The organism is Nocardioides sp. cx-173, from assembly GCF_021117365.1.
In the GTDB taxonomy this organism is placed as follows: domain Bacteria; phylum Actinomycetota; class Actinomycetes; order Propionibacteriales; family Nocardioidaceae; genus Nocardioides.
Genome location: NZ_CP088262.1, coordinates 3119835 through 3145113 on the forward strand (window position 1 = coordinate 3119835; position 25279 = coordinate 3145113).

At 71.0% G+C, this 25279-nt stretch carries 24 protein-coding genes; 8 read left to right on the forward strand and 16 right to left on the reverse strand.

Going from position 1 to position 25279, the window contains the following annotated elements; all coding sequences use genetic code 11:
* Positions 1-47: 47 nt before the first annotated feature.
* From LQ940_RS15165 to LQ940_RS15225, 13 genes are all read right to left on the reverse strand, one after another.
* Entirely contained in the window at positions 48-1250 is a 1203-nt protein-coding gene (locus tag LQ940_RS15165; protein WP_231244348.1) for a hydroxylase, read from the reverse strand.
* Positions 1247-2314, reverse strand: a complete 1068-nt coding sequence (locus LQ940_RS15170; protein WP_231244349.1) for an ABC transporter permease — start codon at positions 2312-2314, stop codon at positions 1247-1249. The genes LQ940_RS15165 and LQ940_RS15170 overlap by 4 nt, the downstream gene beginning before the upstream one ends.
* A complete protein-coding gene (locus LQ940_RS15175) occupies positions 2307-3842 on the reverse strand; it encodes a sugar ABC transporter ATP-binding protein (RefSeq protein ID WP_231244350.1) in 1536 nt (511 codons plus the stop codon). The genes LQ940_RS15170 and LQ940_RS15175 overlap by 8 nt, the downstream gene beginning before the upstream one ends.
* Before the next feature lie 2 nt (positions 3843-3844).
* Positions 3845-5050 (reverse strand): sugar ABC transporter substrate-binding protein, encoded by a 1206-nt coding sequence (locus LQ940_RS15180; protein ID WP_231244351.1) that lies wholly within the window; start codon positions 5048-5050, stop codon positions 3845-3847.
* A 294-nt stretch (positions 5051-5344) separates the two neighbouring features.
* Complete coding sequence (locus LQ940_RS15185) at positions 5345-5998, reverse strand: 4-carboxy-4-hydroxy-2-oxoadipate aldolase/oxaloacetate decarboxylase (protein WP_231244352.1); 654 nt, start codon at positions 5996-5998, stop codon at positions 5345-5347.
* Between the two features lie 2 nt (positions 5999-6000).
* The gene (locus LQ940_RS15190) at positions 6001-6648 is read right to left on the reverse strand and encodes an RraA family protein (protein ID WP_231244353.1); all 648 of its coding nucleotides are present in this window, start codon (positions 6646-6648) and stop codon (positions 6001-6003) included.
* Positions 6649-6681: 33 nt separating this feature from the next.
* A complete protein-coding gene (locus LQ940_RS15195; protein WP_231244354.1) occupies positions 6682-7347 on the reverse strand; it encodes an RraA family protein in 666 nt (221 codons plus the stop codon).
* Positions 7344-8606 carry a Rieske 2Fe-2S domain-containing protein gene (locus LQ940_RS15200; RefSeq protein ID WP_231244355.1) on the reverse strand — a complete coding sequence of 421 codons (1263 nt, stop codon included), beginning with the start codon at positions 8604-8606 and terminating at the stop codon, positions 7344-7346. The genes LQ940_RS15195 and LQ940_RS15200 overlap by 4 nt, the downstream gene beginning before the upstream one ends.
* A gap of 48 nt (positions 8607-8654) precedes the next feature.
* On the reverse strand, positions 8655-9710 hold the full coding sequence (locus LQ940_RS15205; protein WP_231244356.1) for an amidohydrolase family protein: 1056 nt from the start codon (positions 9708-9710) through the stop codon (positions 8655-8657).
* A 43-nt stretch (positions 9711-9753) separates the two neighbouring features.
* On the reverse strand, positions 9754-10746 hold the full coding sequence (locus LQ940_RS15210) for a hypothetical protein (RefSeq protein WP_231244357.1): 993 nt from the start codon (positions 10744-10746) through the stop codon (positions 9754-9756).
* 128 nt (positions 10747-10874) lie between these two features.
* On the reverse strand, positions 10875-11624 hold the full coding sequence (locus LQ940_RS15215; protein ID WP_231244358.1) for an IclR family transcriptional regulator: 750 nt from the start codon (positions 11622-11624) through the stop codon (positions 10875-10877).
* 54 nt (positions 11625-11678) lie between these two features.
* Positions 11679-12059 carry a RidA family protein gene (locus tag LQ940_RS15220; RefSeq protein ID WP_231244359.1) on the reverse strand — a complete coding sequence of 127 codons (381 nt, stop codon included), beginning with the start codon at positions 12057-12059 and terminating at the stop codon, positions 11679-11681.
* Positions 12049-12861, reverse strand: a complete 813-nt coding sequence (locus tag LQ940_RS15225) for an IclR family transcriptional regulator (RefSeq protein ID WP_231244360.1) — start codon at positions 12859-12861, stop codon at positions 12049-12051. Before LQ940_RS15225 ends, LQ940_RS15220 begins: the two co-directional genes overlap by 11 nt.
* Positions 12862-13098: 237 nt before the next feature.
* On the opposite strand from LQ940_RS15225, the gene LQ940_RS15230 reads away from it, so the two are divergent.
* The 4 genes from LQ940_RS15230 to LQ940_RS15245 all read left to right on the forward strand — a co-directional run bounded on the left by LQ940_RS15230 (position 13099) and on the right by LQ940_RS15245 (position 17186).
* On the forward strand, positions 13099-14025 hold the full coding sequence (locus tag LQ940_RS15230; RefSeq protein ID WP_231244361.1) for a PaaI family thioesterase: 927 nt from the start codon (positions 13099-13101) through the stop codon (positions 14023-14025).
* Positions 14026-14087: 62 nt separating this feature from the next.
* Positions 14088-15263: an acyl-CoA dehydrogenase family protein gene (locus LQ940_RS15235; protein WP_231244362.1), complete on the forward strand. Its 1176-nt coding sequence runs from the start codon at positions 14088-14090 to the stop codon at positions 15261-15263.
* A gap of 117 nt (positions 15264-15380) precedes the next feature.
* The gene (locus tag LQ940_RS15240) at positions 15381-16493 is read left to right on the forward strand and encodes an alcohol dehydrogenase catalytic domain-containing protein (RefSeq protein ID WP_231244363.1); all 1113 of its coding nucleotides are present in this window, start codon (positions 15381-15383) and stop codon (positions 16491-16493) included.
* Positions 16494-16556: 63 nt separating this feature from the next.
* Complete coding sequence (locus tag LQ940_RS15245) at positions 16557-17186, forward strand: TMEM175 family protein (protein WP_231244364.1); 630 nt, start codon at positions 16557-16559, stop codon at positions 17184-17186.
* 13 nt (positions 17187-17199) lie between these two features.
* Here LQ940_RS15245 and LQ940_RS15250 read toward each other — a convergent pair whose 3' ends face one another.
* Positions 17200-17982, reverse strand: a complete 783-nt coding sequence (locus tag LQ940_RS15250) for an MBL fold metallo-hydrolase (protein ID WP_231244365.1) — start codon at positions 17980-17982, stop codon at positions 17200-17202.
* 95 nt (positions 17983-18077) lie between these two features.
* Between LQ940_RS15250 and LQ940_RS15255 the strand changes: the two genes are divergently transcribed.
* A complete protein-coding gene (locus LQ940_RS15255) occupies positions 18078-18932 on the forward strand; it encodes a sugar phosphate isomerase/epimerase family protein (RefSeq protein ID WP_231244366.1) in 855 nt (284 codons plus the stop codon).
* The gene (budA, locus tag LQ940_RS15260; RefSeq protein ID WP_231244367.1) at positions 18929-19597 is read left to right on the forward strand and encodes an acetolactate decarboxylase; all 669 of its coding nucleotides are present in this window, start codon (positions 18929-18931) and stop codon (positions 19595-19597) included. Before LQ940_RS15255 ends, budA begins: the two co-directional genes overlap by 4 nt.
* 3 nt (positions 19598-19600) lie before the next feature.
* On the opposite strand, the gene LQ940_RS15265 is transcribed toward budA, so the two are convergent.
* Complete coding sequence (locus LQ940_RS15265; RefSeq protein ID WP_231244368.1) at positions 19601-19918, reverse strand: hypothetical protein; 318 nt, start codon at positions 19916-19918, stop codon at positions 19601-19603.
* A 167-nt stretch (positions 19919-20085) separates the two neighbouring features.
* Here LQ940_RS15265 and iolE point away from each other — a divergent pair, with 167 nt between their 5' ends.
* Together iolE and LQ940_RS15275 are read left to right on the forward strand one after the other, a co-directional pair.
* Positions 20086-20991: a myo-inosose-2 dehydratase gene (iolE, locus tag LQ940_RS15270; protein ID WP_231244369.1), complete on the forward strand. Its 906-nt coding sequence runs from the start codon at positions 20086-20088 to the stop codon at positions 20989-20991.
* 2 nt (positions 20992-20993) lie between these two features.
* The gene (locus LQ940_RS15275; protein ID WP_231244370.1) at positions 20994-23684 is read left to right on the forward strand and encodes an MGH1-like glycoside hydrolase domain-containing protein; all 2691 of its coding nucleotides are present in this window, start codon (positions 20994-20996) and stop codon (positions 23682-23684) included.
* Here LQ940_RS15275 and LQ940_RS15280 read toward each other — a convergent pair.
* Positions 23681-25183 (reverse strand): alpha-amylase family glycosyl hydrolase, encoded by a 1503-nt coding sequence (locus tag LQ940_RS15280; protein WP_231244371.1) that lies wholly within the window; start codon positions 25181-25183, stop codon positions 23681-23683. The two genes, LQ940_RS15275 and LQ940_RS15280, sit on opposite strands and share 4 nt — an antisense overlap.
* Positions 25184-25279: the final 96 nt, after the last annotated feature.

Consider the following 25279-nt stretch of genomic DNA (forward strand, 5'->3'; position numbering starts at 1 on the left):
CGCGAGCGTGGCTCGCGGTCGTGCCGCCGTGCGGACGCCGTGCGGAGTCAGTAGGCGCCCTTGGGGAGCTCGCCGGTGAAGCGCCAGTTGCCGTGGTTCTGGTAGGCCACCTCGGGCACGTTGCACATGTGGGTCGCGGCGACGTGGAGGTCACGCCGGAACCGCTCCACGGGGTGCCCCTCCTGGATCGAGGAGGCGCCGGAGGACCGGAACAGCTCGTCGAGCGCCGCGATCGAGCGGGTGGTCGCCCGCACCTGGTCGCGCCGGAACCGCAGCCGCTGCTCGTCGGTGACCTCGTGGCCGCGCGAGACGTGGTCGTAGACCTCCGCGACCAGCGAGCGGAAGTGAGCGATGCTGGCCTCGACGTCGGACTCCGCACGTGCCAGGGCGCTCAGCTGGAAGGGGTCGGTTCGAGAGGTGACACCGCTGACCGTGACGCGCCCGGCGATGTGCTCGGCGTACGCCCGCACCGCACCGCGCAGGATGCCGAACGTGCCCGCGGAGATGGCCGCGGGGAACATCAGGCCGAACATCATCTGGTAGAGCGTCTGTCCGGGACGGTTCTCCCGGGCGTACTTGCCCCCGTACATGTCCACCGCGCTGTAGACCCGGTGGTCCGGGACGAAGACGTCGGCCATGCGGATGTCCTTGGAGCCGGTGCCCCTCAGACCCAGCACCTTCCACGAGTCGGGCACGACCTCGTAGTCGCGGCGCGGCAGCACGAAGTGCCGGACGTCCGGCGGGGTGAGCGCCTCACCCTGGTCGTCGGCGACCATGCCGCCGAGGATGATCCAGTCGCAGTAGTCGGTGCCGGTCGAGAACGGCCAGCGGCCGCTGAGCAGGTAGCCGCCGTCGACCCGGCGCGCCCGCCCGAAGGGGGCGTACGGCGAGGCGACCCACGGGTCCGGCCCCTCCCCGTAGATCTCCTGCTGGGTCTGGTCGTTCATGATCGAGATCTGCCAGGGGTGCACCCCCACGACGCCGGTGATCCATCCCGCCGACGGCTGGTTCTCGCCCACGGCGATGACCCAGTCGAAGAAGTCGTTCGGGTGGGCCTCGTAGCCGCCGAGGTCCTGCGCCAACAGGAGCTTCATCCCGCCCGAGTCGGCCAGGATGTCGGCCGTCCGCTGCGTGATGAGCCCCTGCTGGTCACCGGTGAGCGCGTCGTCGCGGAGCGTCTCGGCGTGCTCGCGGATCACCTCGAGAGGGGCACGGGTGCTGCGCTGCGTGTCGTCCTGTACGGCGGTCATGCGCGCGTCGACCGGTCTCGGACCAGCTTGGCCACGGCGACCGCGATGACCAGGCCGGCGCCGTAGAAGACGTTGGTGATCCAGCCCTTGGCGCCCAGGAGCTGCAGACCGAAGATGCCGGTCTGCAGGAAGTAGATCGCCACCATCGTGCCGATCGGGTTGAACGACCCGGGATGCACGACCGCCGTACCGAGGAACACCGCGGCGAGTGCCGGCAGCAGGTAGGCCATCGTGGTCGACGAGTCGGCCCCACCCAGGGTGGCGACGAGGATGACGCCGGCGAGGCCGGACAGCAGTGCGCCGAAGATGTAGGCGCCGAAGCGGATGCGCTGGACCCGGATGCCGGCGAGCCGAGCCACCTCGCGGTTGGCTCCGACGAAGATCATGCTCCGTCCCAGGGGTGTGAACGCGAGGATGTAGGCGACCACCAAAGCGAGCGCGATCCCGTAGTAGAAGGACACGGGCATGCCGAAGATCGGGTAGATCGAGAGCTTGGACAGGCTGGGGTCGTTGACCGAGACGATGGTCTGGTTGGAGATCCACTGCGAGATGCCGATCAGCAGCGTGCCCATGCCCAGCGTCACGACGAACGACGAGACGTCGAGGATGACGACGAAGAACGCGTTGACCACCCCCGCGAGCATGGCCGCACCGAGGCCGGCGAGGCAGGCCACCCAGATGTTCCAGCCGTGCACCCCGGCCATGACCGGGACGATCGTGGCGGAGAGGCCCATCACCGAGGCGACCGAGAGGTCGAACTCGCCGACGACCAGCGTCACCATGACCGACATGGCCAGGAACACCAGCACCTGCTGGGAGCCGAAGATGGAGGAGAACGACCCGTGGGTCAGGAACGTGTCGGGCATCCGGACGGCGAAGTAGCCCGCCATCGCCACCCACACCACGATCAGGGCATAGCGGCTGAGGATCTCGCTGCCCCACGACGGGCGGGCGGGCCGCCGATGGTGCTTCTCGCCCTCGGGGGGCTCGGCGACGGCCGCAAGGGACCCGTCGTCGAAGATGCGGGGTGCGTCGTCGGTGACGAGGGGGTCGGCTTCAGGCATGAGGCCCTCCAGCGGTAGTCGTGGCTTCGGAGTAGATGGCGTTGAGGATGTCGTCCGGGTTGGTCGTGACCAGCTCCCGGGCCGGGACACCCGGGTGGAGGACCAGGACGCGGTCCGCGCTCTCGGCCAGGTCGGAGGGCTCGGTGCTGACCAGGACGACCCCTGCCCCGGCCGCCGCTGCCGCGCCGATCGCGTTGAGGAGGTCGGCGCGGGCGCCCACATCGACGGCCTGGGTCGGCTCGTGGAGCACCAGCACGTTGGGTGCCAGGGACAGCCACTTGGCGAACAGCACCTTCTGCTGGTTGCCGCCCGACAGCTCACGGACGAGGTCCTCGCCAGAGCGCGCCCGGATGCCGAGCTTGTCGATGAAGTCGTTGGTGATGCTGTGCTGCCAGCCCCGCCCGACGTGCCAGGGCTTGCCCCTGCGTCGCAGGCTGGGCAGGACCAGGTTGTCGCGGACGCTGAGGTCCACGGCGAGGCCCTCGCGGTCGCGACGCTCCGGTACGAGCGCCACGCCGGCCTTCATCGTCTGGGACACGTGGGCCTTGGCGAGGTTCAGGCTCCCGGACTCCGTGGTCAGCCTGCCTGCGGCCGGCCGGGTCGCCCCGGCGATCGCGTAGGGCACCTGCTCGAAGCCCGTGCCCGGCAGGCCGGTGATGCCGACGACCTCGCCCTTGGCGATCTCGAGGTCGAACGGCGCGAAGCCGTCGAGCGTGAGGCCCTCGACCTTCGCCGCCACGGTGCCCGCCTGGACCTGCGAGCGCCGACCCGCGAGGGAGTCGACGTTCTTGCCCAGCATCAGCCGGGCGAGGTCCCGCTCGGAGTGCGCCCGGGTCTCGAGGCCGCCACCGGCGACCTTGCCGTCTCGCAGCACGGTGACCCGGTCGCTGACGCTCAGCACCTCTTCGAGGTTGTGGCTGACCATGATGACCGATGTGCCGCTGGCCACGATGCGGCGCAGGAGGGTGTGGAAGCGCGCCAGCTCGTCGCGCGGGAGGGAGCGCGTCGCCTCGTCGAGGATCATCACGCCCTCCCCCGCCACCTGGTCGCGCAGCGCACGGGCGATCGCCACGCCGGCGCGGTGGGCGCCGGGCAGCGAGCCCACCAGTGCGTGGACGTCGACCGGGATCTCGAGGCGCTCCAGGGTCCGGCGCGCGACCTCGTCCTGCCTCTTCCAGTCGATCTTGCGCGTCAGCCCGTGGTGGGCGAAGCCGCCCACCCCGATGTTCTCGCTGACGGTGAGGTGGTCCAGCAGCCCCATGTCCTGGTGCACCACCGAGACGCCGGCCGTCTGGGCCGATCGCCACTGGACGGGCAGCGCGAGCGGCTGCCCGTCCACCGAGAGGGAGGCCCCCGGGTCAGGGGCGTGGTACCCGGTGAGGATCTTCACCAGGGTGGACTTCCCCGATCCGTTCTGACCCACGAGTGCGTGGATCTCACCCGGCTCCACCACCAGGTAGCCCTCATCGAGGACGGTGGTCGAACCGAAGGTCTTGCTGACCCCGAGGGCCTCCAGGCGAGCGGTCATGGTCAGGCGACTCCCCAGGCGGCGAGGAACGACGGGATGTAGGGCTGCCCCTCGCTGAACCAGTCGTCGGTCAGCGCGAGCTCGGGCTTGAGCTCGAGCTCCTCGACGTTGCTCTCGTTGAAGTCGCGGCTCAGGGCGGCGGTCACCTTCTCGACCTTCTGGCCGGCCAGCAGCTGCATGAGCCCGTTGGTGAACAGCCATCCCTCGTACTGGATCGGCCCGGTCAGGGTGGAGACCTGCGCGCCGTCCTTGATCCGCTGCAGGGCGTCGAGCGAGCCGCTCCCGGTGATGACCTCGACCTTGCCGGTCTTGCCGGCCTGCTGGATGCCCTGGATGGCGAGGGGGGCGAAGTTGTCCACCGGGACGATGACCGCATTCGCGTCGGGGTGCTGTACCAGCGCCGCGCTCACGGTCGCCGCGAGCTGGGCCTGCGAGTTGGCCGTGGTGAAGTCCGCGGTGTAGACCGAGCACTCCTTGCAGATCTCCTTGAACTTCTCCACACCGGCGTCACTCGAGCCCGTGGTCGCCGTCGAGTCGAGCAGGCGCAGCCACAGCGGCTTGACGTCCTTGCCCACGTGGGCGAGGGCGGAGACCGACAGGGAGGCGTAGCCCTCCTGGAGGCGACCGGTGTTGTCGTAGAAGTCGATGACGCCGGGCTTCGGCGTCATGCCCTTCTCCTCGACACCGGCGATGAGGGTGGGGATGCCCTTGTCGGCGAGCGCGTCGAACTGGGTGGCGACGGCCTCGTAGTCGATGAACAGGGTCATCACGGCGTCGGCGCCCTGGTCGCCGGCCGCCTTCAGGCAGTTGCCCCAGCTGGTCGGGTTCGGTTGGCCGCCGGCGCCGCCGTCGCAGACCTTGTAGTCGGCGCCGATCTCGTCGAGGGCCTGCTGGACACCCACGACGATCGCGTGGATGACCGGGATGCCGTCGGAGAGCGGGATCAGGTGGACGGTCTTGCCCTTGAGGTCGACCTGCTTCTCGAGCTGCGCGATCTCGGGGTAGCGCTCTGCCGTGAGCGGCGCGCTCCACTCCTCGATCTGGGCCTGGGCGGCCTTCAGCTCCTCATCGGTCGCACCGGAGCCGTTGCCGCCGCCGCCGCTGCCGCCGTCGGTCGAGCCGCAAGCGGCCAGCAGAGCCCCGGCGAGTGCGGTGGCCAGGATGGCGCGGGCGCGCGTGCGGCCCACCTTCGGACGTGCTGATGACATGCGTGCTCCTTGTGTGGTCCTGGCGGGTCCTCGGGTCTCCCGAGGCGAGGACACGGGCGTGACGTGGGTCACGCCATTGACTGGATCGTACGCTACAGGGAAGTAACGAGAGTGGGAAGAGAAACACCACAATCTCCTGATTTAGCCGGATCCAGGCGCCACAGCGACTCATTTCGAGGTGTGCAGCGCTCACTACAGCGGCGGGCGACAATCCCCGCTGGCAGTGGAGTAGGAAGCACGAGACGCCGCCGGGGCCAGGCCCCGGCGGCGTCTGCTGGTGACTCGCGTCGGCTGCTACTCGCGGAACCCGTAGACGTCGAGCGTGAGCTCTCCGCCGCGGATCCGCGTGAGGTACTCCTGCTCGGCGTCCAGGCGAGCGCGCGACGCCGACAGGGTCGCTGCGAGAGCCGACGGGGGCAGCACCAGCACGCCGTCCGCGTCGGCGACGACCGCGTCCCCCAGCGCCACCGGGACACCGGCGACCGTCACGGGGTCCCCCACCGAGCCGGGCCAGAACTTTCCGGTACGACGGACGCACACGCCACGCGAGAACACCGGGAACCCGAGCTCCTCGAGCTCGACGGTGTCGCGCACGCCCCCGTCGATGACGAGTCCGGCGATCCCGCGCTGCTGAGCTGCGACGGCGAGCACCTCGCCCCAGTAGCCGCAGAGCTCCTCGCGCCCGTCCACGACCAGTACGTCGCCGGGCCGGGCCTGGGCCACCGCGTGGTGCAACGGCAGGTTGTCGGCCGGGTGCGTGCGCACCGGGAGGGCCCGCCCGACGAGCCGGGCGCCCTTCCACACCGGCCGGATGGCCGGGTCGAGCGCGCAGTCGAGTCCGGAGGCCTCGTAGGCGGTCGCGGCCCCGACGGCCGCGAGCTCGGCCAGCTGGTCGTCGGTGACGGCGAGGCGCGCCGCGTCAGTCGGTGCTGCGGGTGTGGTGGTCATCCTCAGGCCTTCCGCTGCAGCGTGTGGTAGCCGAACTTCGCCCGGGCGTCGGTGATCGACATCCCGTCGACCACGGCCGCGGCGATCGCGTCCTCGGTCGTGCCGATGTCCTCGGCGAGTGCGAAGACCTCGTCCAGCCGGTGCGAGGGGATCACCACGACGCCGTCGTCGTCACCCACCACGATGTCGCCCGGACGCACCTGGACGTCACCGAGGGCCACGGGGACCTGGACGTCGGCCACCTCCACCCGGTCCTTGCCGGTGCGCATGAAGCGCCCCGCGCTGAACATCGGGTAGCCGGTCTCCAGGGCCACGCGCACGTCGCGGCAGACCCCCCAGATCGCCGTGCCCGCGAGCCGGTGCTGGTGGGCGTAGGTGGTCAGGATGTCGCCCCACACGGTCGCGTCGGTGCGGCCCTGGTTGTCGAGGACCGCCACTCCGCCGTCGGGGATGTCGTCGACGTAGTCGCCGACCGTTCCGGCCGGGTCACCGGCCGGCACGTAGCGCACCGTGTACGCCGGCCCGGCCATGCGCGTGCCGTTGGCCAGCGGCGCGATGCCGTGCGCGCTGCCGGGCAGGCCGAGGCGGTCGAGCGCGTCGGAGATCGTCGCGGTGCCGAGCTCGGCCAGCCGGCCCATCATGTCTGCCATGTCACTGCCTTCCGAAGATCTGGGGGTGGAGGTTCACGTGGTGCCCGACAGTGCGGAGCTGAACTGGGTGTCGGCCATGACCTCGACGACCGAGCGCCCCTCGCGGACGGCGGCGAGCATCGCCTCCTGGCGCGCAACCAGCCGCTCGGCCGCCGCGAGGACGTCGTCGGCCCGGTCGGCCGGGACCACGACCACACCGCTCGCGTCCGCGATGACCAGGTCGCCGGGTCGCACGCTCACCCCGCCGAAGGAGACCGGCACGTCGGTGGCCCGCTCGACGATCCGGCCACGGGCGGTCACCGGGACGCCGGCACGCGCGTAGACCGGGAACTGCGCCTCGGTGATCGCGTCGACGTCGCGGCAGGCGCCGTCGATGACGACGCCGCGGATGCCACGCTGCTGGGCGGCCGCCGTGAGGATGTCGCCCCAGCACGAGACGTTCGTACGCCCCTGGTTGGCGATGACGATGACGTCCTCGCTGCCGGAGGAGACGACGGTCTGGGTGGCCAGGTGCCGGCCCCGGACGTCGCCGGCGGCCGCGGCGTCGACGACCTCGACCGTGCGGGCGTAGCCCACGATCTTGGGGATCCCCCACATCGGCCGGATGCCGGTGGTGGCACCGGAGATGCCGAGGTGGTCGAGCGCGTCGGAGACGACGCAGCTGTCGAGAGCGCCGAGGCGCTCGAGTGGAGATGTCATGCGGTCTGTTCCTGTCCTTGGTGTTGCGCGGCGTTGAAGAGCTCGTCCCAGGTCTGCCCGGCGGTGCCGTCACCCGCGAGTGAGCGCTGCCGGAAGGCGTCGGCCCGCTGGGGCTGCGTCGGCTCGATGCCCTGGGCCAGCGACTTGGCGGTGCGCAGCATGAGGCGGCGGGCAGCCACGATCGCCCGGTCGGTGGTGCCGAGGTGCTCGGCGTGGCGCTCGCAGATCGGACCGTCCTGGTCCTCCTGCACCGGCAGGTCCTGGGAGCGGACGCCCATGATCCCGGTGAAGTTCTGCGTCGCCATGACCTCGAGGTCGCGCAGGTAGTCGTTGTCCATGTTGGCCACCGGGACGAACGTCTCGGGGTCCACCCGCACGTGCAGGCCGAGACCGGACCTCTCCCGCTCGAGCTCCTCGGCGCTCAGCGGACGGTCGGCGAGCCAGGTCACGGTGAAGCCCCACATCGAGGTGTCGTCGATCGGGATGGCGGCGGTGAAGGTGTAGCGCTCGCCGACGCGGGCCGGGACGATCGTGGAGGCCGGCATCAGGAACGGCGTGATCCGCCAGTAGCTGCCGCCGTCCGGGAGCGCGCGCTGCGCGACCGCGAGCATGCCCACGGGCGTCTCGGCGATCGTGTACTCGGGGTTGCCGGTGGTGTCGAAGCGCTTCTGCGGCGCGAAGTCGTGCTCGCCGAGCTCACGGTGCAGGAACTGCACGTGCGCGGTGTCCAGCTCGCCCTCGATGTTCTGGAAGTAGTTGCACCGCTGGTGGCGCTTGCTGACGTAGGAGTGGCTCTCCGGCAGCAGCGTCCAGTCGTGCAGGGGGAAGTCGGGCTGCACGTCGGCCGGGCCCAGGTAGGTCCAGATGATGCCGCCGGCCTCGTGGGTCGGATAGGCGACGGCCTTGACCCGGTCCTTGTACGTCGAGTCGACCGGCTCGGCCGGCATGTCCAGGCACGCGCCGTCGAAGCCGAACTTCCAGCCGTGGTAGACGCAGCGCAGCCCGTCCTCCTCGTTGCGGCCCCAGTACAGGTTCGCGTGCCGGTGCGGGCAGCGCGACTCGAGCAGGCCGACCTTGCCGTCCTTGCCGCGGAACGCGATGAGCTTCTCCCCCAGCAGGCCGACCTTCACGGCCGGGCCGCCCTGCTGGGGGAGCTCGGAGGAGAGGAGGGCGGGGATCCAGAAGCGACGGAACAGCTCGCCCATCGGGGTGCCCCTGCCCGTCCGGGTCAGTACCTCGTTGTCCTCGACACTGAGCATGCCGTCCCCCTCCTCGCTCCGTAGTGCAGTGGGTGCGGTGGTCGCCGGTCAGGGGGCGACGGTCGCGGCGCCTTCGAGGAAGGCCTGGTAGCGACCCGCGCGCGCCATCCCGGGGACGACCTTCAGGGGGTTGTCGTGGAGGATCCGGGTCCGGTCCTCGTCGGACAGGAACCCGAAGGAGTCCAGGACGGGCACCAGGTCGTCCGACGTGCGACCGGTCTCCGGGCGCACGGCGCCGCCGGAGCCGGGGGCCTCGGTGCCGAAGACCATGCGCGGGACGCCCCGCTGCTTGATCGCGGCCTCGAGGAAGTTCAGGTCGTAGCCGCAGCTGTCGTAGAACAGGTTCTCCGACAGGTCCTTCTGCGCGATGTGCTGGTCGGTCGAGATGAACCGGTCCAGTGCGCCGCCGCAGTGGCAGATGATGATCCGCAGACGCGGGAACCGCTCGAAGACGTCACCGTGGCTGAGGAACTGCCCGGCGAGGTACTGCTCGGTGAGGAACGCGAGCTGGTAGTTCATCGGGACGTCGCGGAAGCGCGGGTCCAGGGTGTTGGTGCCGTGCACGATCAGCGGGATGTCGTAGTCCTGCGCCGCGGCGTACAGGTCGTCGAACCACCGGCTGTCCATGCCCGGCTGCTCGCGCGTGCCGCTGACGTCCGGGGAGACGTACGCCGCCACGAAGCCGAGCTCGTTGACACAGCGGTCCAGCTCGGCCAGGACGTGCTTGGTGTCGGGCTCGCTGGCGATCATCGGCAGCTGCGCGGCACCGACGAAGCGGTCGGGGTGGAACGACACCTGCTGGGCGATCATGTCGTTGACATAGCGGGCCCAGCCCGGCGTGATGTGCGGCTCCATCCAGCCGAACTGCAGGTAGGGGCGCGGGCCGAGGACCTGGACGTCGATGTTGCGGGCGTCGATGTAGTCCACGTGGACCTGCGCCGCCTTGCGGAACTCCTCCTCGGTCGCCCCCTTGCCGCCCTGCTTGCCGATGTTGCTGGGCATCGGCTGGTTCGAGCCGAGCATCGCGACCGCCATGTAGTAGGCGGCCGGCGGCGCGGAGACGTGACCGTGCACGTCGAGCACCAGGGTGTCCTTGTAAGCCATGCGTATTTTCCCTTTCAGGGGTATGTGGAGAGGAGGTGACCGGTCACGCCCAGGAGGCGAAGGCCATCCCGGTGCCGGTGCCGGCCGGGCTGCGGTAGCCGGGCACGTAGTCGATGACGGTGGCCTGGAGGCCCTCGAGCATGCCGGCGGCCGTGACCCAGTTGAGGATCTCGGAGTTGCCGGAGCGCATCTGGTTGCGGGGCAGGTCTCCGAAGGACGCCAGGTCCCCCTTGACCAGCCCGTCGAGGACCTGCTGGTCGAGCTCCTCGTTGATGACGAAGTGGCTCAGGCCGCCGGAGGTGATGACCGCGACGCGCACGCCGGGGGTCCAGGACTCGATCGCCTTGCGGATCACCTGGCCGAGCTGGAAGCAGCGCGACGCGCTCGGGACGTTCGGCGGGATGTAGGTGTTGATGAAGATCGGCACGATCGGGATGTCGGTGCTGAGGTCCAGGCGGTAGCGCGGGAACGTGAACGCGTGGCCGAGCGACCGGGTGGACGGCTGCTCGGAGAACTGGAAGACGTCGAACTCGGCCTCGGCCAGGGCCGCGGTCAGGTGCGCGGCCAGCTTGCCGTCGGTCTTGTTGATGTTGCGGGACTCGCCGTGGGCGGCCCATTGCGCGGCCTTCAGACCGGGCGCCAGCTTCTCGAGCGCCTCGCCCGTGCGCGGCTCGTCCCACAGCTCGTCGCCGTGGAACAGCGCGAAGGTCGGCACTCCCTCGGCCTGGAACAGCTCCCACTGGTCATCGCCGATGACGAGCGCGACGTCGGGCTTCGCCTCGACCAGCAGGCGCTTGAGCTCGTCGATGCCCTTCTGGGTGCGCTCGTACTTCGCCTCCCACACCTCGTTGGTCAGCTGCTCGGCGACGTGCGGGTCGACGCTCTCGAGCAGCTCCTCGTAGGTGTGGAACTCACCGTCCTTGCCCAGCAGCGCGCTGGAGCGCTTGTCGCGCGCACCGTGGTCGTCCCACATGTCTGCGCCCGAGCTCAGCTGGGGGGTGTGGGAAGCAGCGAGTCCTACGACGATCTCCGCCATCGAGGTTTCCTCTCTCATCGTCGATCAGGGGATGTGACCACCCTCCTGTGACCGGCGACGAGGCTCCAGAGGTCCTCGCACCCAGCGGAAGCCGTCCTCAGCGGGCGAGGGATCGCTCCCGGGCGCGCTCAGCGGTTCGCGGCCGCCGTGAGGTGGACGTCGGCCTCGAGCAGCGCGGCGATGTCCGCGCTGCACTCGCGCATCGGCTCGCGGAACTCGCCGAGGCGCTCGGGCACCAGTCGATGCGCGGGCCCCGAGACGGTGATGACCGCGGCGAGCCGGCCGTCCGGGTGGCACACGCTCGTCGCCGCCGCGACGACGCCGTCCTCGAGCTCACCGAAGGAGACCGCCCACTGCTCGTCCCTCATGAGGTCCAGCTCGGCCACCGTGGGGGCGTGCCGGTCACCCTGTCGGGCCAGCTCCGCGAGGACCGCCCGCCGCCGAGCATCGCCGGCGAAGGCCAGCAGGAGCTTGCCGCTCGAGCCGGCCCCCAGCTGGCCAGGACGGCCGAGCGCCACGAACGGGCGCAGGGAGTAGTGGGACTCCACCGAGGCGATGCACACCTTGTGGCCGTCCTCGTCCACGTAGAGGTGCACGCTCTCACCGAGCCGGTCCCGTAGGCGCCGCATCGGTGCCTCGGCGTACGCGCGCAGGTCGTAGCCCTCCGAGGCGATGGCCCCCCAGTACAGAAGGCGAGGCCCGATGGCGTAGCGATCGCCCTCGCGACGGACGATCCCCAGCGCCGTCAGCTCGCTGAGCATCCGGTGGGTCGACGACTTCGGCATGCCGACTGCGGCGGCCACGTCGCGCAGGCGCAGCGGGCCCTCGGCCGCGCCGAGGCAGTCGAGGGTCTGGGTCGCCTTCGCGAGCACTGACACGGGTCTTCCTTTGCAGTCGAGCGGTCCTGCCCGGGGGGTCCCCCGACCGGGGCGTCAGCTCCCGAGGACCGCGAGGCACTCCAGCTGGAGCCGCATACCGGTCAGGTTCGCCTCCAGGGTATGCCGAGCGGGGCGACTCTCGGGGTCGGGAAACAGCTCGAGCCAATGCGGGTTCACGTGGCCGCGGATGTCTCGGTCCGCGACGAAGACGGTCACCTTGGCGACCTCGTCGGGGCTGGCCCCCGCCGCGTCGAGCACGGCGCGCAGGTTGGCGAACGCCTGGGCCACCTCGGCCGCGGGGTCCTCCGGGATGGTGCCGGTGGCCGGGTCCTTGCCGCTGATCCCGCCGGTCATGACGATGCCGTTGACCACCGACGCCATGGGGATCGGCTGCCCACCGTGCCCGAGCCCGGGCACCTCGACGCTACGACGCATCCGACTGCCTCCGGATCGGCGTGGCGGTCGGGCGACCGGGCCGGGTACGCGCGCCGAGCCCGTGCGAGACGGCACGAGCCGCCTGCCGGACGAGCTGGGTCACGGGCGCCAGCGCCAGGCGCTCCTCGGGCACCACGACGGAGAGGGTCGAGCGCAGCCCCCCGCCGCTGTCGTAGATCGGCGCGGAGACCCAGGCACGGCCGCCGGGGCGGCCCCGGGTCACCGCGAGGCCATGGGCCCGGATCTCGGCGAGCGTCTGCAGCAGGAGGAACTCCTTCTCGGCGAGCGCCCGCGGCAGCTTCACGTGCCCGTCGGCGACGAGCCCGCGCATCTCCGGGACGGGCATGTGCGCCAGGTGGACCAGGCCGGGGGCGATGCTGCCCATCGGGAAGCGCCGGGTCGACTCCCAGGCCGACCCGCAGGAGCGGCCGGCGATCTGGTCGACCAGGAGCACGTCGTTGCCGTCACGCGAGCCCAGGACGACGATCTCCTGGGTGGCGGAGTACAGGTCGACCATGTACGGGCGAGCCACGTCGCGGACCTGGCGAGCCCCTGGCACGCCCCAGCCGAGTCGCCACAGGCGCATGCCGAGCCGGTAGCGCCCACGTCCGGCGCGCTCGATGGCGCCCCACTCGCTGAGGGTGGCGAGCATCCGGTGGACCGTGGCCGGCGGGAGGCCGGTCTGGTCGCAGAGGGTCGAGATGGTCTGCTCCGGCTCGGGACCCACGAAGCAGTCCAGGATGTCGAACGCCCGTCCCAGGACGGACCGCTTGGCGTCGAGCTCGGGTGTGACGGCCACCATCAAACTTTTCTCCCATTATTCGGAACGCATGCGGATGGTCGACTGACGGTAGAAGCCGCCTTCACGTGATGTCAACCACTCGAAGGGTACCTCCCTTGCCTCAAGAACCGCGCAAGGCCGCCATTCCACGTGTTTTCCTCGGGAATCCGTTAGTTCCAAATACCGGAACTTAGGCGATGTTCCATCCCTTGGTACGAGCACCTCGTCGCCCCCGGCCGCGACTTCTAGCATCAGCCCATGGAGCCTCATCCCGCCGCCTTGGGCGCCGTTGCCCGTACGCGTGCCCTGGGCCTGCACTTCTGGGGTCAGTTCGTCGGCGTGACCCCGCTGGACCACACGCCCGGTCATACCCGGATGCGACTGGTGCCGGAGTCGACGGTGCTCTCACGAGACACCCGGCTGGACCTGCCCGTCGAGGTGACCTCCCTGGTGACGCTGGCCGACCTCTCCCTGGGCTTCGCCATCCGGGCCCAGGGCTCCCGCCACCAGCGACTGGCCACCACCTCCCTGTCCCTCCAGCTGGTCGCGCGCCCCCGAGGGGCGGTGACCTGCCGCAGCGAGGTCGTGTGGACCTCGGCCGACGCGACGCGCGCCCTCGTGCACGCCCACCTCACCGACGCCGCCGACGGCCCCGTCGCGGAGGCCCAGGCCTGGTTCCTCACCCTGCCCATCCCCCCGGACGCCGAGGTCACGGCGATGCCGTGGGAGCGCCGCCCCAGCGCCGTGCCGCGACTCTCGGCGGCCGACCTGACCCCCGAGGAGTCGGCTGCGGTCACCGCGGCCACGATCGCGGCCCAGCGCGCCAACGCCCTCGGCTCGCCCGTCGCCCGGGAGCTGCTCGGACTCGAGTGGTCCGAGACCAGCGCCGAGCGGGTCGTCGGCGCGGTCGAGGTCGGACCGCACCTGGCCAACCGCATCGGCGACGTGCAGGGCGGGGCACTCTTCGGCATCGCCGCGACGGCGGCCGAGCGGCTGATGGGCGAGGGCCTGGAGCTCGCCGACGCCGGCATGCAGTACCTGCGCCCCGTCCGCGGCTCCCGGCTGAGCGTCACCGCCACCGCGGTGCGTCGCGGGCGCTCGGCCGGCTTCGTCGAGGCCCGCATCGACGTCGACGGCCAGACGACGAACGTCGCCCACCTGACCTTCCTCGCCACGACCCGGTGACCAGCCTTCCTCTCTCCGTGGGCGGCTCGACGGCGCGCGGGCCGATGCCGGAGGCTGGAGCCATGTATCCAGGCAACCCCGACGTGCCCGACGACGTGTTCGCCGACGTCCACCGCCAGGTCGCCGACTTCGTACGCACCCGCGTGGTGCCGCGCGAGGTCGAGATCATGCGCTCCGACGCGATCCCCGACGACCTGCGCGCGCAGATCGCCGACATGGGCCTGTTCGGCTATGCGATCCCCCAGGAGTGGGGCGGTCTGGGGCTCGACCTGGTCCAGGACGTCGAGCTGGCGATGGAGCTCGGGTACACCTCGCTGGCCGTTCGCTCGATGCTCGGCACCAACAACGGCATCGCCGGACAGGTCCTCGTCGGCTTCGGCACCCGGGAGCAGCAGGCCCGGTGGCTGCCGAGGATCGCCTCCGGCGAGATCCTGGCGTCGTTCGCGCTGACCGAGCCGGGCGCCGGATCCAACCCCGCAGGCCTGCGCACCTCGGCCACCCCCGACGGCGACGGCTGGGTCCTCGACGGCACCAAGCAGTTCATCACCAACGCACCGCAAGCCGGGCTCTTCGTCGTGTTCGCGAAGCTGCAGCCCGCCCCCGAGTCGGGCAACGGCATCGCGGTGTTCCTGGTCCCCGCGAACACGGCAGGGCTCTCGGTCGGGGCCAAGGACGCCAAGATGGGCCAGGACGGCTCCAGCACCGCCGACGTCGTGCTTCGCGGCGTCCGGGTCGGGCCCGAGGCGCTGGTCGGCGGCAGCGCCGAGGTCGGCTACCGCGCGGCGATGACCTCGCTGGCCCGGGGTCGGGTGCACATCGCGGCCCTCGCCGTGGGCTGCGCACAGCGGGCGCTCGACGAGTCGGTGGCGTACGCCGCGGCCGCCACGCAGGGTGGCACCCCGATCGGCGACTTCCAGCTGGTGCAGGCGATGCTCGCCGACCAGCGCGTCGGCCTGGACGCGGGTCGCGCCCTGGTCCGCGATGCCGCCCGCAAGTACGTGAGCGGCGCGGACCGCCGCGTCGCGCCGAGCGTCGCCAAGCTGTTCTGCACCGAGATGGCCGGCCGGGCGGCCGACCTGGCCGTCCAGGTGCACGGGGGCGCCGGCTACATGCGCGACGTGCCCGTCGAGCGGCTCTACCGCGACGTGCGGCTGCTGCGCCTCTACGAGGGCACCAGCGAGATCCAGCGGCTGATCATCGGCGGCGCGCTCGTGCGTGACGCGAAGGCGGCGCAGTGACGCGGCCCCACGACGTACCCGACCGGCACGGTGCTGCGGAGCGCCGGCCCGGCCGATGTGACGATGGGGTCCCCCACCCCGCCTGACCTAGGCACGCACCCCACGGAGGAGCACCCCATGGAGATCACCGGCGCCGTGCTGGAGGAGATCGGTCGCGCCCGGCCCTTCGCGGGCTCCCGCCCGATCACGGTCGAGACAATCGAGCTGGACGCACCCGGCCCCGGCGAGGTGCTGGTCGCGATCGAGTGCGCCGGCCTGTGCCACTCCGACCTCTCCGTCGTCGACGGCAACCGGGTCCGGCCGGTGCCCATGCTGCTGGGCCACGAGGCCGCCGGCACCGTCGCCGAGCTCGGGCCCGGGGTCGCCGGGCTGTCCCTGGGCGACCGGGTCGTCACGACCTTCCTGCCGCGGTGCGGGGCCTGCGAGGCGTGCGCCGGCGACGGGACCCGTCCCTGCGTCCCGGGGTCGGCGGCCAACGGAGCGGGGACCCTGCTCTCGGGTGCTCGGCGCCTGCACCGCGCCGGCGGCGACGTACACCACCACCTCGGCGTCTCGGCGTTCGCCACCCACGCCGTCATCGACGCCCGCTCCCTGGTGCGGGTCGACCAGGATGTGCCGCCCGAGGTCGCCGCCGTCATGGGCTGCGCGGTGCTCACCGGGGGCGGGGCCGTGGTCAACGTCGGCCGACCGGTCCCCGGGGACACCGTCGTGGTCGTCGGGCTCGGCGGCGTCGGCATGGCCGCCGTCCTCACCGCCCTGGCCCACGAGGACGTCACCGTCGTCGCCGTCGACCCGGTCGCCGACAAGCTGCGCACCGCCCTCGAGCTCGGCGCCCACCGGGCGCTCAGCGCCGACGACGCCGTCGCCGCCGGGGTGAAGGCGCGCGTGGTCGTCGAGGCCGCCGGCAACGTCCACGCGCTGCGGACCGCCCTGGAGCTGACCGGTCCGGGTGGCACCACGATCACGGTCGGGCTGCCCTCGCCGGACGCCCGCATCGAGCTGTCCCCCACCGCGCTGGTGGCCGAGGGCCGCTCGCTGGTCGGCAGCTACCTCGGCTCGGCGGTCCCCGGTCGCGACATCCCGCGGTTCGTCGAGCTGTGGCGCGCCGGCCGGCTGCCCGTCGAGCGGCTCGTCTCCAGCCGGCTCCCCCTCGCCGACATCAACGCCGGCATGGACCGGCTCGCCGAGGGCACGACCCTGAGGCAGATCATCACCATGTCGGGCGTCTGACGATCCGCCCACATCCGGGGCGCGGGACTCCTAGACTGCGGGTCCGCACAACGGAGGGTGGACATGACGGTCGAGGCGCAGCAGGACAGGAGCCTTCCGGCCCGTGCCCACTACGGCACCGAGCGGATGAACGCGCTCAGCGACGGGGTCTTCGCCATCGTGCTGACGCTGCTCGTGCTCGAGCTCAAGCTGCCCGAGAGGGACGAGTCCATCGTCGCGCTGCTGGCCGACGACTGGCACGTCTTCCTGGCGTGGCTGATCAGCTTCCTCGCCATCGCGCGGTTCTGGCTGGTGCACCACTCGATCACCGCAGACCTCCGGCAGTGCCACAACGGGACGCTGGCCCTCAACTTCTCGGTGCTGGGCGCAGTGACCCTGGTGCCCTTCTCCGCCGACATCATCGGCACCGAGCGCGTCGCCGAACCGTGGTCCACGGTGGTCTTCGCCGTCAACATCGGGGTGCTGTCCGTCGCCGTCGGCCTGCTGGCGCGCCACGCGGCCCGGGAGGCCCAGCTGCTCCACCCCGACCACGCCGCCGAGCTGCTGGCGCGCAGCCGGACCCACCACCTGTACCTGCTGCCGGCGGTCACGCTGGTCGCCACGGTGCTGGCGTTCGTCGAGCCCTACGCCTCGGTCGGGCTGCTGCTGGCGGAGTTCGTGGCGTTCGGCTGGCTCGGCGGCCGCCGCCGCTGACGTCGTACGGCGCTCAGGCGCCGGCCAGCGACTTCTCGAACTCCGCCTGGTTGGGCATGGGGACCGGCTCCATGTCCCCGATCCGGGCGATCCAGTCGCAGACCTGCAACGGGTCGTGGCGGAACGTCGGCCCGTGGCCGGTGACGATCAGTGCCGGGTCGACGGCGCGGATGCGCGCGGCCTGCTCCTCGATCAGCGCCGTGGGGATGTGGTGGAACCAGATGTGGTTGGCGCGGTTCATCCAGTAGAAGCCCTCCTCCATGTCGGCCGCGGACATGTCGTCGGCGAACGGCACGTTGTCGGTGAGCACGGTGCCGAAACAGTCGGCGGAGAAGTAGACGTCGGTCTTGGGGTCGTAGAAGCCGCGGGTGGCCGAGGAGTCGTAGAGCGGCGGCCGGATCGCCTCGATCACGCGGTCGCCGATGTCGAGGCTCTCGCCGTCGTTGAGCAGGTTGACCCGGTCGAGCGGGACCTCGAACTCCTCGGCCAGCTTGCCCAGGCCGAGGAAGTTGGTGATCAGCCTGGCGTTGGGGCAGCGCTCCATCACCTGCATGACCGAGCCGGTGTGGTCGCGGTCCTCGTGGCTGATGAACAGCCACTTCACGTCCTCCGGCTCGACGATCTCGAAGACCCGCTCGAGGTAGGACTCCCGGTGCACGGTGGCCAGCGTGTCGACGAGCATCGGCTGCTCGCCCCGCACCACCATCGCGTTGACCGGCAGCAGCCCGATCCCGGGGACCGGCACCGCGTCGGGGATCACGAAGGTCTCGTCGGCCACCTGGTAGGGATCCTGCATCGCCTGCTCCTGGGTTGATCGGTGGCATTCAGGACACCCGGCGGGCCTGCCGGCCCTACCCTACGAACACCCATCACTCCCCCGGAGGGAAACGCATGAAGTTCGGCATCGGCATGTACATCTGGACGACCGACGTCGCCCCCGAGCACTACCCGATCTTCACGACCCTCGCCGAGCTGGGGTACGACGGCGCCGAGATCCCGGTCGGCTCGGGGCTCGCCGCCGACAACCAGAAGATCCGGCACGCGCTGGACGACGCCGGGCTGGGGTGCACGACGATCCTCAACCTCGCCGCCGAGCAGAACCCGGTCAGCCCCGACGCCGCGGTGCGCCGACGCGGCCTCGACGAGATCCGGTTCGGAATCGACGCCGCCCACACCCTGGGGAGCACCGTGCTCAGCGGTCCGTTCCAGACGGCGTACGCCGTCTTCTCCGGCGCCGGCCCGACCGAGCAGGAGCTGACCTGGTCCGCCGAGGTCATGCGGTCCGCGGCCGAGCACGCCGCCGAGGCCGGCGTGGTGCTCGCGGTCGAGTTCCTCAACCGGCACGAGGGCTACCTGCTCAACACCATGGCGCAGTCAGCGTCGCTGACCGCGCGCGTGGACCACCCGTCGTTCGGCGTCCTCTACGACACCCACCACGCCCACGCCGAGGAGGACGACGTGGTCGCCGCCATCACCACGCACGGTGCGGCGATCAAGCATGTGCAGGCCAGCGAGAACAACCGCGGCGTGCTCGGCGCCGGTCAGGTCCACTGGGCAGCGACGGCCCGCGCGCTGCAGGAGATCGGCTACGACGGCTGGGTCGCCGCCGAGGCCTTCGCGGCCGACGTCCCCGGCCTGTCGACCAAGGCGCACGTGTGGCGCGACACCTTCGGGTCCAAGGATCGGTTCGCGGCCAACGCGATCGGCTTCATGCGCGACACCTTCGCCAGCGAGGCCGCCCGATGAGCATCCTGTGGCAGAACGCCCCCGCCGTGTCCCTGCAGAACGGCTGCTTCGACGGACTGACCAGCGTCGCCGACGCCAAGGCGCACGGCAACCTGGGGGTCGGCGCGTTCGACCACCTCGACGGCGAGATGGTGATGGTCGACGGCGTCGTCTACCGCATGCACGCCGACTCGAGTGCCCAGGTCGCCGACGACGCCGACACGCTGGCGTTCTGCATGGTGATCCCGTTCGAGCCCGAGCTCAGCCGCGAGCTGCCGGACTCCACGACGACCGGCGACATCGGCGCCCTCGTCGCCGAGATCGCCGGCACCAGCAACCTGTTCGTCGCGTTCCGCCTGCACGGCACCTTCGGTCACCTGCACACGCGCTCCATCCCGCGCCAGGACCCGCCGTACCCCCGACTGGAGGAGGTGGAGCACACCCAGCCGGAGTACCACTACACCGACGTGTCCGGCCTGATGGTGGGCTTCTCGGCGCCGTCGTACGCCGGCAAGATCGCGCCGGGCGGCTTCCACCTGCACGTCGTCGACGACGCACGCACCATCGGTGGGCACGTCATCGACTTCCAGCAGGGCCGCGACCTGCGCATCGAGATCCAGCGGATCACGCGGCACGAGGTGGACTACCCCGTGACCGCCGACTTCACGACGCGCGAGCTGACCTGAGGATCAGACGTCGGCGAGGGTCATCGTGTCGAACTCCTCGTAGCGCGTCATCACGAAGGTGTCCATGTCGATGAGGTCCAGGAACGGCGAGGTGTCGGGGTTGCCCACGAACTTGTCCATCGAGGACTGGGCGTCCGCGGCGCTCTCCCAGTGGAGCACCACGACGATCTGACCGTCGGCGTTGGCCGAGGTGCTGCGGTTCTTGAACCCGTGGAGGTGGCCCAGGAAGGCGTGCTCCATCTTGGCGTTCTCGGCCTTGAAGGTGTCGAGGTCGACACCCTCCTTGAGACGCATGGTCACGATCTCTACGGTGTCAGCCATGTCGGCTCCTCGGCAGGGGGTGGGGTGGGCCTCGGAGGCTACGCGCACTTCTCCCATGCTGCGGGGGAAACCGGCGAAGCCGCCACGCAGCGGTCCCGCGGGTCCTACGCTCGGGCTCCGACCAGCCGGAGGACGCCCCCTGGCATGCACTCCCCGAAGGGACCCCCATGTTCGCCGCAGGAACCGTCCGCATCGCCGCCGTGCCCAACGCCTGGATCAACGACGACCTGCCGGAGCTGGGTGCGGGCACGTCGTTCGAGCAGATCGTCAGCGAGATGGCCCTCGCCGGGTACGCCGGCACCGAGCTGGGCAGCACCTACCCGACCGACGCGGCGACCCTCAAGGCGGCGCTGGACGTCCGTGGCCTGGTGCCGTCGGGCGGCTGGGTGTCGACCTGGTTCGCGTCCCAGGGCGGCGCCTACGAGCAGACGCTGCAGACCTTCCGCGACCAGATCCCGTTCTTCACCGCGATCGGCCTGCAGGACGTGTACGTCGCCGAGGTCACCGGCGCGGTGCACCAGCAGCCGGTGCCGGCGCTGGCCAACCGGCCGGTCTTCGACGACGAGCAGTGGGACGCGATGGTGCGCGGGCTCGGCGAGATGGGCCGCATCGCGAGCGACCACGGGCTGCGGATCAACTACCACCACCACACCGGGACCGGCGTGCAGTCCTCCGAGGACATCGACCGGCTCATGGCCGACACCGTCGCCGGTGAGACCTGGCTGCTGCTGGACACCGCGCACCTGATGGTCGGTGGAGGCGACCCGATGGCGGTCCTCACCAAGCACGAGGGCCGGATCGGGCACGTCCACCTCAAGAACCTCCGCCAGCCGGTGCTCGACCGGATGCACCAGGAGTCGCTGAGCTTCTGGGACGCGCTGCGGCAGGGCATCTTCACGGTCCCCGGCGACGACGAGGGCTGCATCGACTTCGCGCCACTGCTGCGCAAGCTCGCCGACGACGGCTGGGCCGGCTGGCTGGTCGTCGAGGCCGAGCAGGACCCGGCCCTCGCCCATCCGCTGGAGGCGTTCCGCACCGCCCGGCGCCACATCGCCGACCTGACCGGACTGTAGAGATGGCCACCGCCGAGGACGAGCGCCTGCGCGCCGCCAACATCGACGGGGTCCCCTGGCGCCAGTGGGGCCCCTACCTCTCCGACCGGCAGTGGGGCACGGTCCGCGAGGACACCTCCCCCGGCGGCGACGCCTGGAACTCCTTCCCCCACGACCACGCGCGGTCCCGGGCCTACGGCTGGGGCGAGGACGGCCTGCTCGGCATCAGCGACGACGCCCAGCGCCTGTGCTTCGCGATCGCCGTGTGGAACGAGGCCGACCCGATCGTCAAGGAGCGGCTCTTCGGCCTCACCAACGGCGAGGGCAACCACGGCGAGGACGTCAAGGAGTACTACTTCCACCAGGACTCGACCCCGACCCACTCCTACATGCGGGGGCTCTACAAGTACCCCCAGGCCGCCTACCCCTACGAGGACCTGCTGCGCACGAACGCCGCGCGCGGCAAGGGCGAGGCCGAGTACGAGCTCGTCGACACCGGCGTCTTCGACGACCAGCGCTACTTCGACGTCGAGATGGTCTACGCCAAGGCCGGTCCCGACGACCTGCTGATCCGCGTCACCGCCACCAACCGCGGCCCCGACACCGCGGCCCTCCACCTGCTGCCGACCCTGTGGCTGCGCAACACCTGGTGGCACGAGCGCGACCGCGACGACCCGCGCCCTCGGCTGAGCGCCGACGCGGAGGCCAAGCGGATCACCGTCGACTGCCCGGGGCTGGAGCCCTACACGCTCGCGTGGGAGGACGAGGCCGACGTCCTGGTCACCGAGAACGAGACCAACTGGGCGCGCATCAGCGGCGGCAGCAACCCCACGCCGTACGTCAAGGACGGCATCAACGACGCGGTCGTCGAGGGCCGCGCCGACGCGGTCAACCCCGAGCTGAGCGGCACCAAGGCCGCCGTACGCCGGCGCGTCGAGCTCGCTCCCGGCGAGTCGGTCACGATGCGGCTGCGGCTCGCGGCCTCGATGCCGCGCTCCCCCTTCGACGCCAAGTCCGACAAGGTCGTGGCCCAGCGTCGTGCCGAGGCCGACGACTTCTACGCCAACATCACCCCGCCCTCGGTCTCGGCCGACTCGGCGCTGGTGATGCGCCAGGCGCTGGCCGGGATGCTGTGGTCCAAGCAGTTCTACTGCTACGACCTCGACCGGTGGCTGAGCGAGCGCGACGTGCACCCGCTACGCAGCGATACCAGCCTCGACCACCGCAACGCCCGCTGGTTCCACATGGTGGCCGGCGACATCATCTCGATGCCGGACTGCTGGGAGTATCCCTGGTTCGCCGCCTGGGACCTCGCGTTCCACACGATGACGCTCGCCATGGTCGACACCGCGTTCGCCCGCGACCAGATCCGCCTGCTCCTGGGTGAGCGCTACCTGCACCCGTCCGGGCAGATCCCGGCGTACGAGTGGAACTTCTCCGACGTCAACCCGCCGGTGCACGCGCTGGCGACGCTGTTCAGCCACGTCGAGGACGCCGACATCAGCGGCGAGCAGGACCACGCCTTCCTCAGCGACGTCTTCGGCAAGCTCGTCCTCAACTTCACGTGGTGGGTCAACCGCAAGGACGCCGTCGGCGCCAACGCGTTCGAGGGCGGGTTCCTCGGGCTCGACAACATCGCGGTCTTCGACCGCAGCGCCGCCCAGCTGCCCACCGGCGGCCGCCTCGAGCAGGCCGACGGCACGGCCTGGATGGCGCTCTACTGCCAGACCATGCTGGAGCTCTCGCTCGAGCTCGCCGCCACCGACCCTCAGTACGACGGCATGGCGCTCAAGTTCGTCGAGCACTTCCTCTACATCGCCGCCGCCATGGAGCGCGGCGACGGCATGTGGGACGACGAGGACGGCTTCTTCTACGACCAGCTGCGCCTGCCCGACGGCTCCTCCGAGCGGCTGCGGGTGCGCTCGATGGTGGGGCTGATCCCGCTGTGCGCGGTCACCGTCGTGCCGGCCGCGGCCTTCGCCGGGCTGAGCGACCGCCTCGCCGAGTTCATGGACCGCCACCCCGACCTGCTCGGCCAGCTGGCCGACCCGATGGTCCCCGGCGTCCAGGACCGGCGACTGCTCACCCTGCTCAACGAGGAGCGGCTGCGCAGCGTCCTGGGCTACCTGCTCGACGAGGAGGAGTTCCTCAGCCCCTACGGCATCCGGGCCCTGTCGCGCCACCATCGCGACCACCCGTTCTCCATGGAGGTCGACGGCCAGGCGTTCGGGGTGGGCTACCTGCCGGGCGAGTCCGACAGCGGCATGTTCGGCGGCAACTCCAACTGGCGCGGTCCGGTGTGGATGCCGGTGAACTTCATGATCGTCCGCGCGCTGCTGCAGTACTACCTCTACTACGGCGACGAGTTCACCGTGGAGATGCCGACGGGCTCAGGGCAGCAGCACACGCTCTTCGAGGTGGCGCAGGAGATCTCCGAGCGCCTGGTGAGCATCTTCGTGACCGACGACGAGGGCCGGCGCGCGGTGTTCGGCGGGGTCGAGCTGTTCCAGACCGACGAGCACTGGCGCGACAACGTGCTGTTCTACGAGTACTTCCACGGCGACAACGGAGCCGGCATCGGCGCCTCGCACCAGACCGGCTGGACCGGCCTGGTCGCGAAGCTGATCCAGCTCTTCGGCACCCTCGACCCGGCCGCGGTGCTGGCCGACGAGCGTCCGCACCCCTCGACCACGCTGTTCCGCCGAGACGCCTAGGACTCCACAGCAGAGATCTCGAAGACGTGGTGGCCGTGCGGGCCGAGGTCGAGGAACAGCCCCTCGGCCGCGGTCGCGGCGACGTCGCGGACGTACGCGACGTCGTCGTGCATGCGGTCGACCAGACACACGCTCCCGCCCGCGGGCAGGACGGTGGCGACCGCGACGCGGCACTGGGCCTGGTGCTCGCTCAGGTTGACCGCCACCAGCCAGCGCAGCGGCGCATCGGCGGTCGGCGACCACCCCGCCACGACATACGAGTCGTGCGAGCCGTTGCCGTCCCAGGCCGGACCCACCTGGAGCAGCTGCCAGTGGCCCCTGCGCAGGACCGGGTCCGCCAGCACGCCGAGCAGCCGGTCGTAGAACTCCGCGAGGACCGGGTCCGGCCGCTCGTCTGGGCGCCGCCGCAGGTGCAGCGGCGCCTTGACCCGGCGGCCCTCGAGCTGACCCTCGTGGAAGAACCGCAGGCCGGTGCACAGGAACGTGACCACCGCGGCCGCCTGGTGCACGGCGGGATCGGGGAAGGTCGCGGCCGCCCGGGGCTCGTCGTGGTTCTCGAGGAAGCGCGCCGAGCGCGCCTGGAAGTCCGCGTCGGCCGCGAGGTGCCCGCGGACCGCGGCCGCGTCACCGCTGCGCAGCCGGTCGTAGAGCCGCTTGTCGTAGGTGTAGTCGAAGCCGTGCTGCTGCAGCTGCCACTCCAGGTCCCAGTAGACCTCCGCCATGAGCAGGAAGCCGGGGTGCTGGGCGCGCACGGCGGCGATCGCCTCGGGCCAGAACGGCGAGTCGGCGGCGGGCGTGCCGTCGGCGGGGACCGACCGGTCGCCCCAGGTCTGGGCGAACACCTCCGGCTCGAGCAGCATCGCCATGTCGCAGCGGACGCCGTCGCAGCGCGCCGCCACCCGGGCCAGCTCGGCGGTCATCGCCGCCCGCAGGTCGAGGTGGCGGTAGTTGAGCTGGGCGGTGTCCGGCCAGCCGTCGAAGTAGGGGTCCCGCCCGTGCGCGACGACGTGGTCGCCCACGCGGAAGTAGTTCTGCGGCTCGGCCGACAGGTCGTCCTCGGTCCCACCCACGTAGCGCTGCGGGGCGTCGAGAAGCCACGGGTGGTCTAGCGCGGTGTGGTTGGGCACGAAGTCCAGCAGCAGCCTCAGCCCGCGCTCGGACAGCCGGGTCCGGAGCCGGGCGAGGGCTGCGTCGCCTCCGAAGTCGCGGTGCACGCCGTAGTCGACGATCGCGAACGGCGAGCCCGTGACGTCCTCGGGAGTGAAGTCGGGCAGGGCCTCGTGGTACTCCGCCTGCCAGTCGGGGTTCGCCGCCGACACGGCCCGTGCCGCGTCCCCGGTCTGCCACACGCCGAGCAACCAGACCCAGTCGAATCCTCGCGCCGCGATCTCGTCCAGGAAGGCGTCGGTGACGTCGTCGAGAGTGGCCGGACGCCCAAGCCCGCCTGCGATCTCGTGCAGCAACACCCGGGTGTTCACCTGGTAGAGCAGCGGGTTCATAGCAGTCTCCAGACACGGGGCTTCAGAGGTGCGAGCATGGCCACCGTAGGGCGTCGCGCTCACCCGCGAGTGCTTTTCGAGGTCGTTGCCGTCCAG

Coding starts and splice junctions, on each gene's coding strand:
- LQ940_RS15165 (WP_231244348.1), bottom strand. CDS start 1,250: ATGACCGCCGTACAGGACGACACGCAGCGCAGCACCCGTGCCCCTCTC.
- LQ940_RS15190 (WP_231244353.1), bottom strand. CDS start 6,648: ATGGCAGACATGATGGGCCGGCTGGCCGAGCTCGGCACCGCGACGATC.
- iolE (WP_231244369.1), top strand. CDS start 20,086: ATGTTCGCCGCAGGAACCGTCCGCATCGCCGCCGTGCCCAACGCCTGG.
- LQ940_RS15230 (WP_231244361.1), top strand. CDS start 13,099: ATGGAGCCTCATCCCGCCGCCTTGGGCGCCGTTGCCCGTACGCGTGCC.
- LQ940_RS15200 (WP_231244355.1), bottom strand. CDS start 8,606: ATGCTCAGTGTCGAGGACAACGAGGTACTGACCCGGACGGGCAGGGGC.
- LQ940_RS15280 (WP_231244371.1), bottom strand. CDS start 25,183: ATGAACCCGCTGCTCTACCAGGTGAACACCCGGGTGTTGCTGCACGAG.
- LQ940_RS15210 (WP_231244357.1), bottom strand. CDS start 10,746: ATGGCGGAGATCGTCGTAGGACTCGCTGCTTCCCACACCCCCCAGCTG.
- budA (WP_231244367.1), top strand. CDS start 18,929: ATGAGCATCCTGTGGCAGAACGCCCCCGCCGTGTCCCTGCAGAACGGC.
- LQ940_RS15170 (WP_231244349.1), bottom strand. CDS start 2,314: ATGCCTGAAGCCGACCCCCTCGTCACCGACGACGCACCCCGCATCTTC.
- LQ940_RS15175 (WP_231244350.1), bottom strand. CDS start 3,842: ATGACCGCTCGCCTGGAGGCCCTCGGGGTCAGCAAGACCTTCGGTTCG.
- LQ940_RS15240 (WP_231244363.1), top strand. CDS start 15,381: ATGGAGATCACCGGCGCCGTGCTGGAGGAGATCGGTCGCGCCCGGCCC.
- LQ940_RS15255 (WP_231244366.1), top strand. CDS start 18,078: ATGAAGTTCGGCATCGGCATGTACATCTGGACGACCGACGTCGCCCCC.
- LQ940_RS15235 (WP_231244362.1), top strand. CDS start 14,088: ATGTATCCAGGCAACCCCGACGTGCCCGACGACGTGTTCGCCGACGTC.
- LQ940_RS15205 (WP_231244356.1), bottom strand. CDS start 9,710: ATGGCTTACAAGGACACCCTGGTGCTCGACGTGCACGGTCACGTCTCC.
- LQ940_RS15180 (WP_231244351.1), bottom strand. CDS start 5,050: ATGTCATCAGCACGTCCGAAGGTGGGCCGCACGCGCGCCCGCGCCATC.
- LQ940_RS15195 (WP_231244354.1), bottom strand. CDS start 7,347: ATGACATCTCCACTCGAGCGCCTCGGCGCTCTCGACAGCTGCGTCGTC.
- LQ940_RS15225 (WP_231244360.1), bottom strand. CDS start 12,861: ATGGTGGCCGTCACACCCGAGCTCGACGCCAAGCGGTCCGTCCTGGGA.
- LQ940_RS15185 (WP_231244352.1), bottom strand. CDS start 5,998: ATGACCACCACACCCGCAGCACCGACTGACGCGGCGCGCCTCGCCGTC.
- LQ940_RS15265 (WP_231244368.1), bottom strand. CDS start 19,918: ATGGCTGACACCGTAGAGATCGTGACCATGCGTCTCAAGGAGGGTGTC.
- LQ940_RS15250 (WP_231244365.1), bottom strand. CDS start 17,982: ATGCAGGATCCCTACCAGGTGGCCGACGAGACCTTCGTGATCCCCGAC.
- LQ940_RS15220 (WP_231244359.1), bottom strand. CDS start 12,059: ATGCGTCGTAGCGTCGAGGTGCCCGGGCTCGGGCACGGTGGGCAGCCG.
- LQ940_RS15245 (WP_231244364.1), top strand. CDS start 16,557: ATGACGGTCGAGGCGCAGCAGGACAGGAGCCTTCCGGCCCGTGCCCAC.
- LQ940_RS15275 (WP_231244370.1), top strand. CDS start 20,994: ATGGCCACCGCCGAGGACGAGCGCCTGCGCGCCGCCAACATCGACGGG.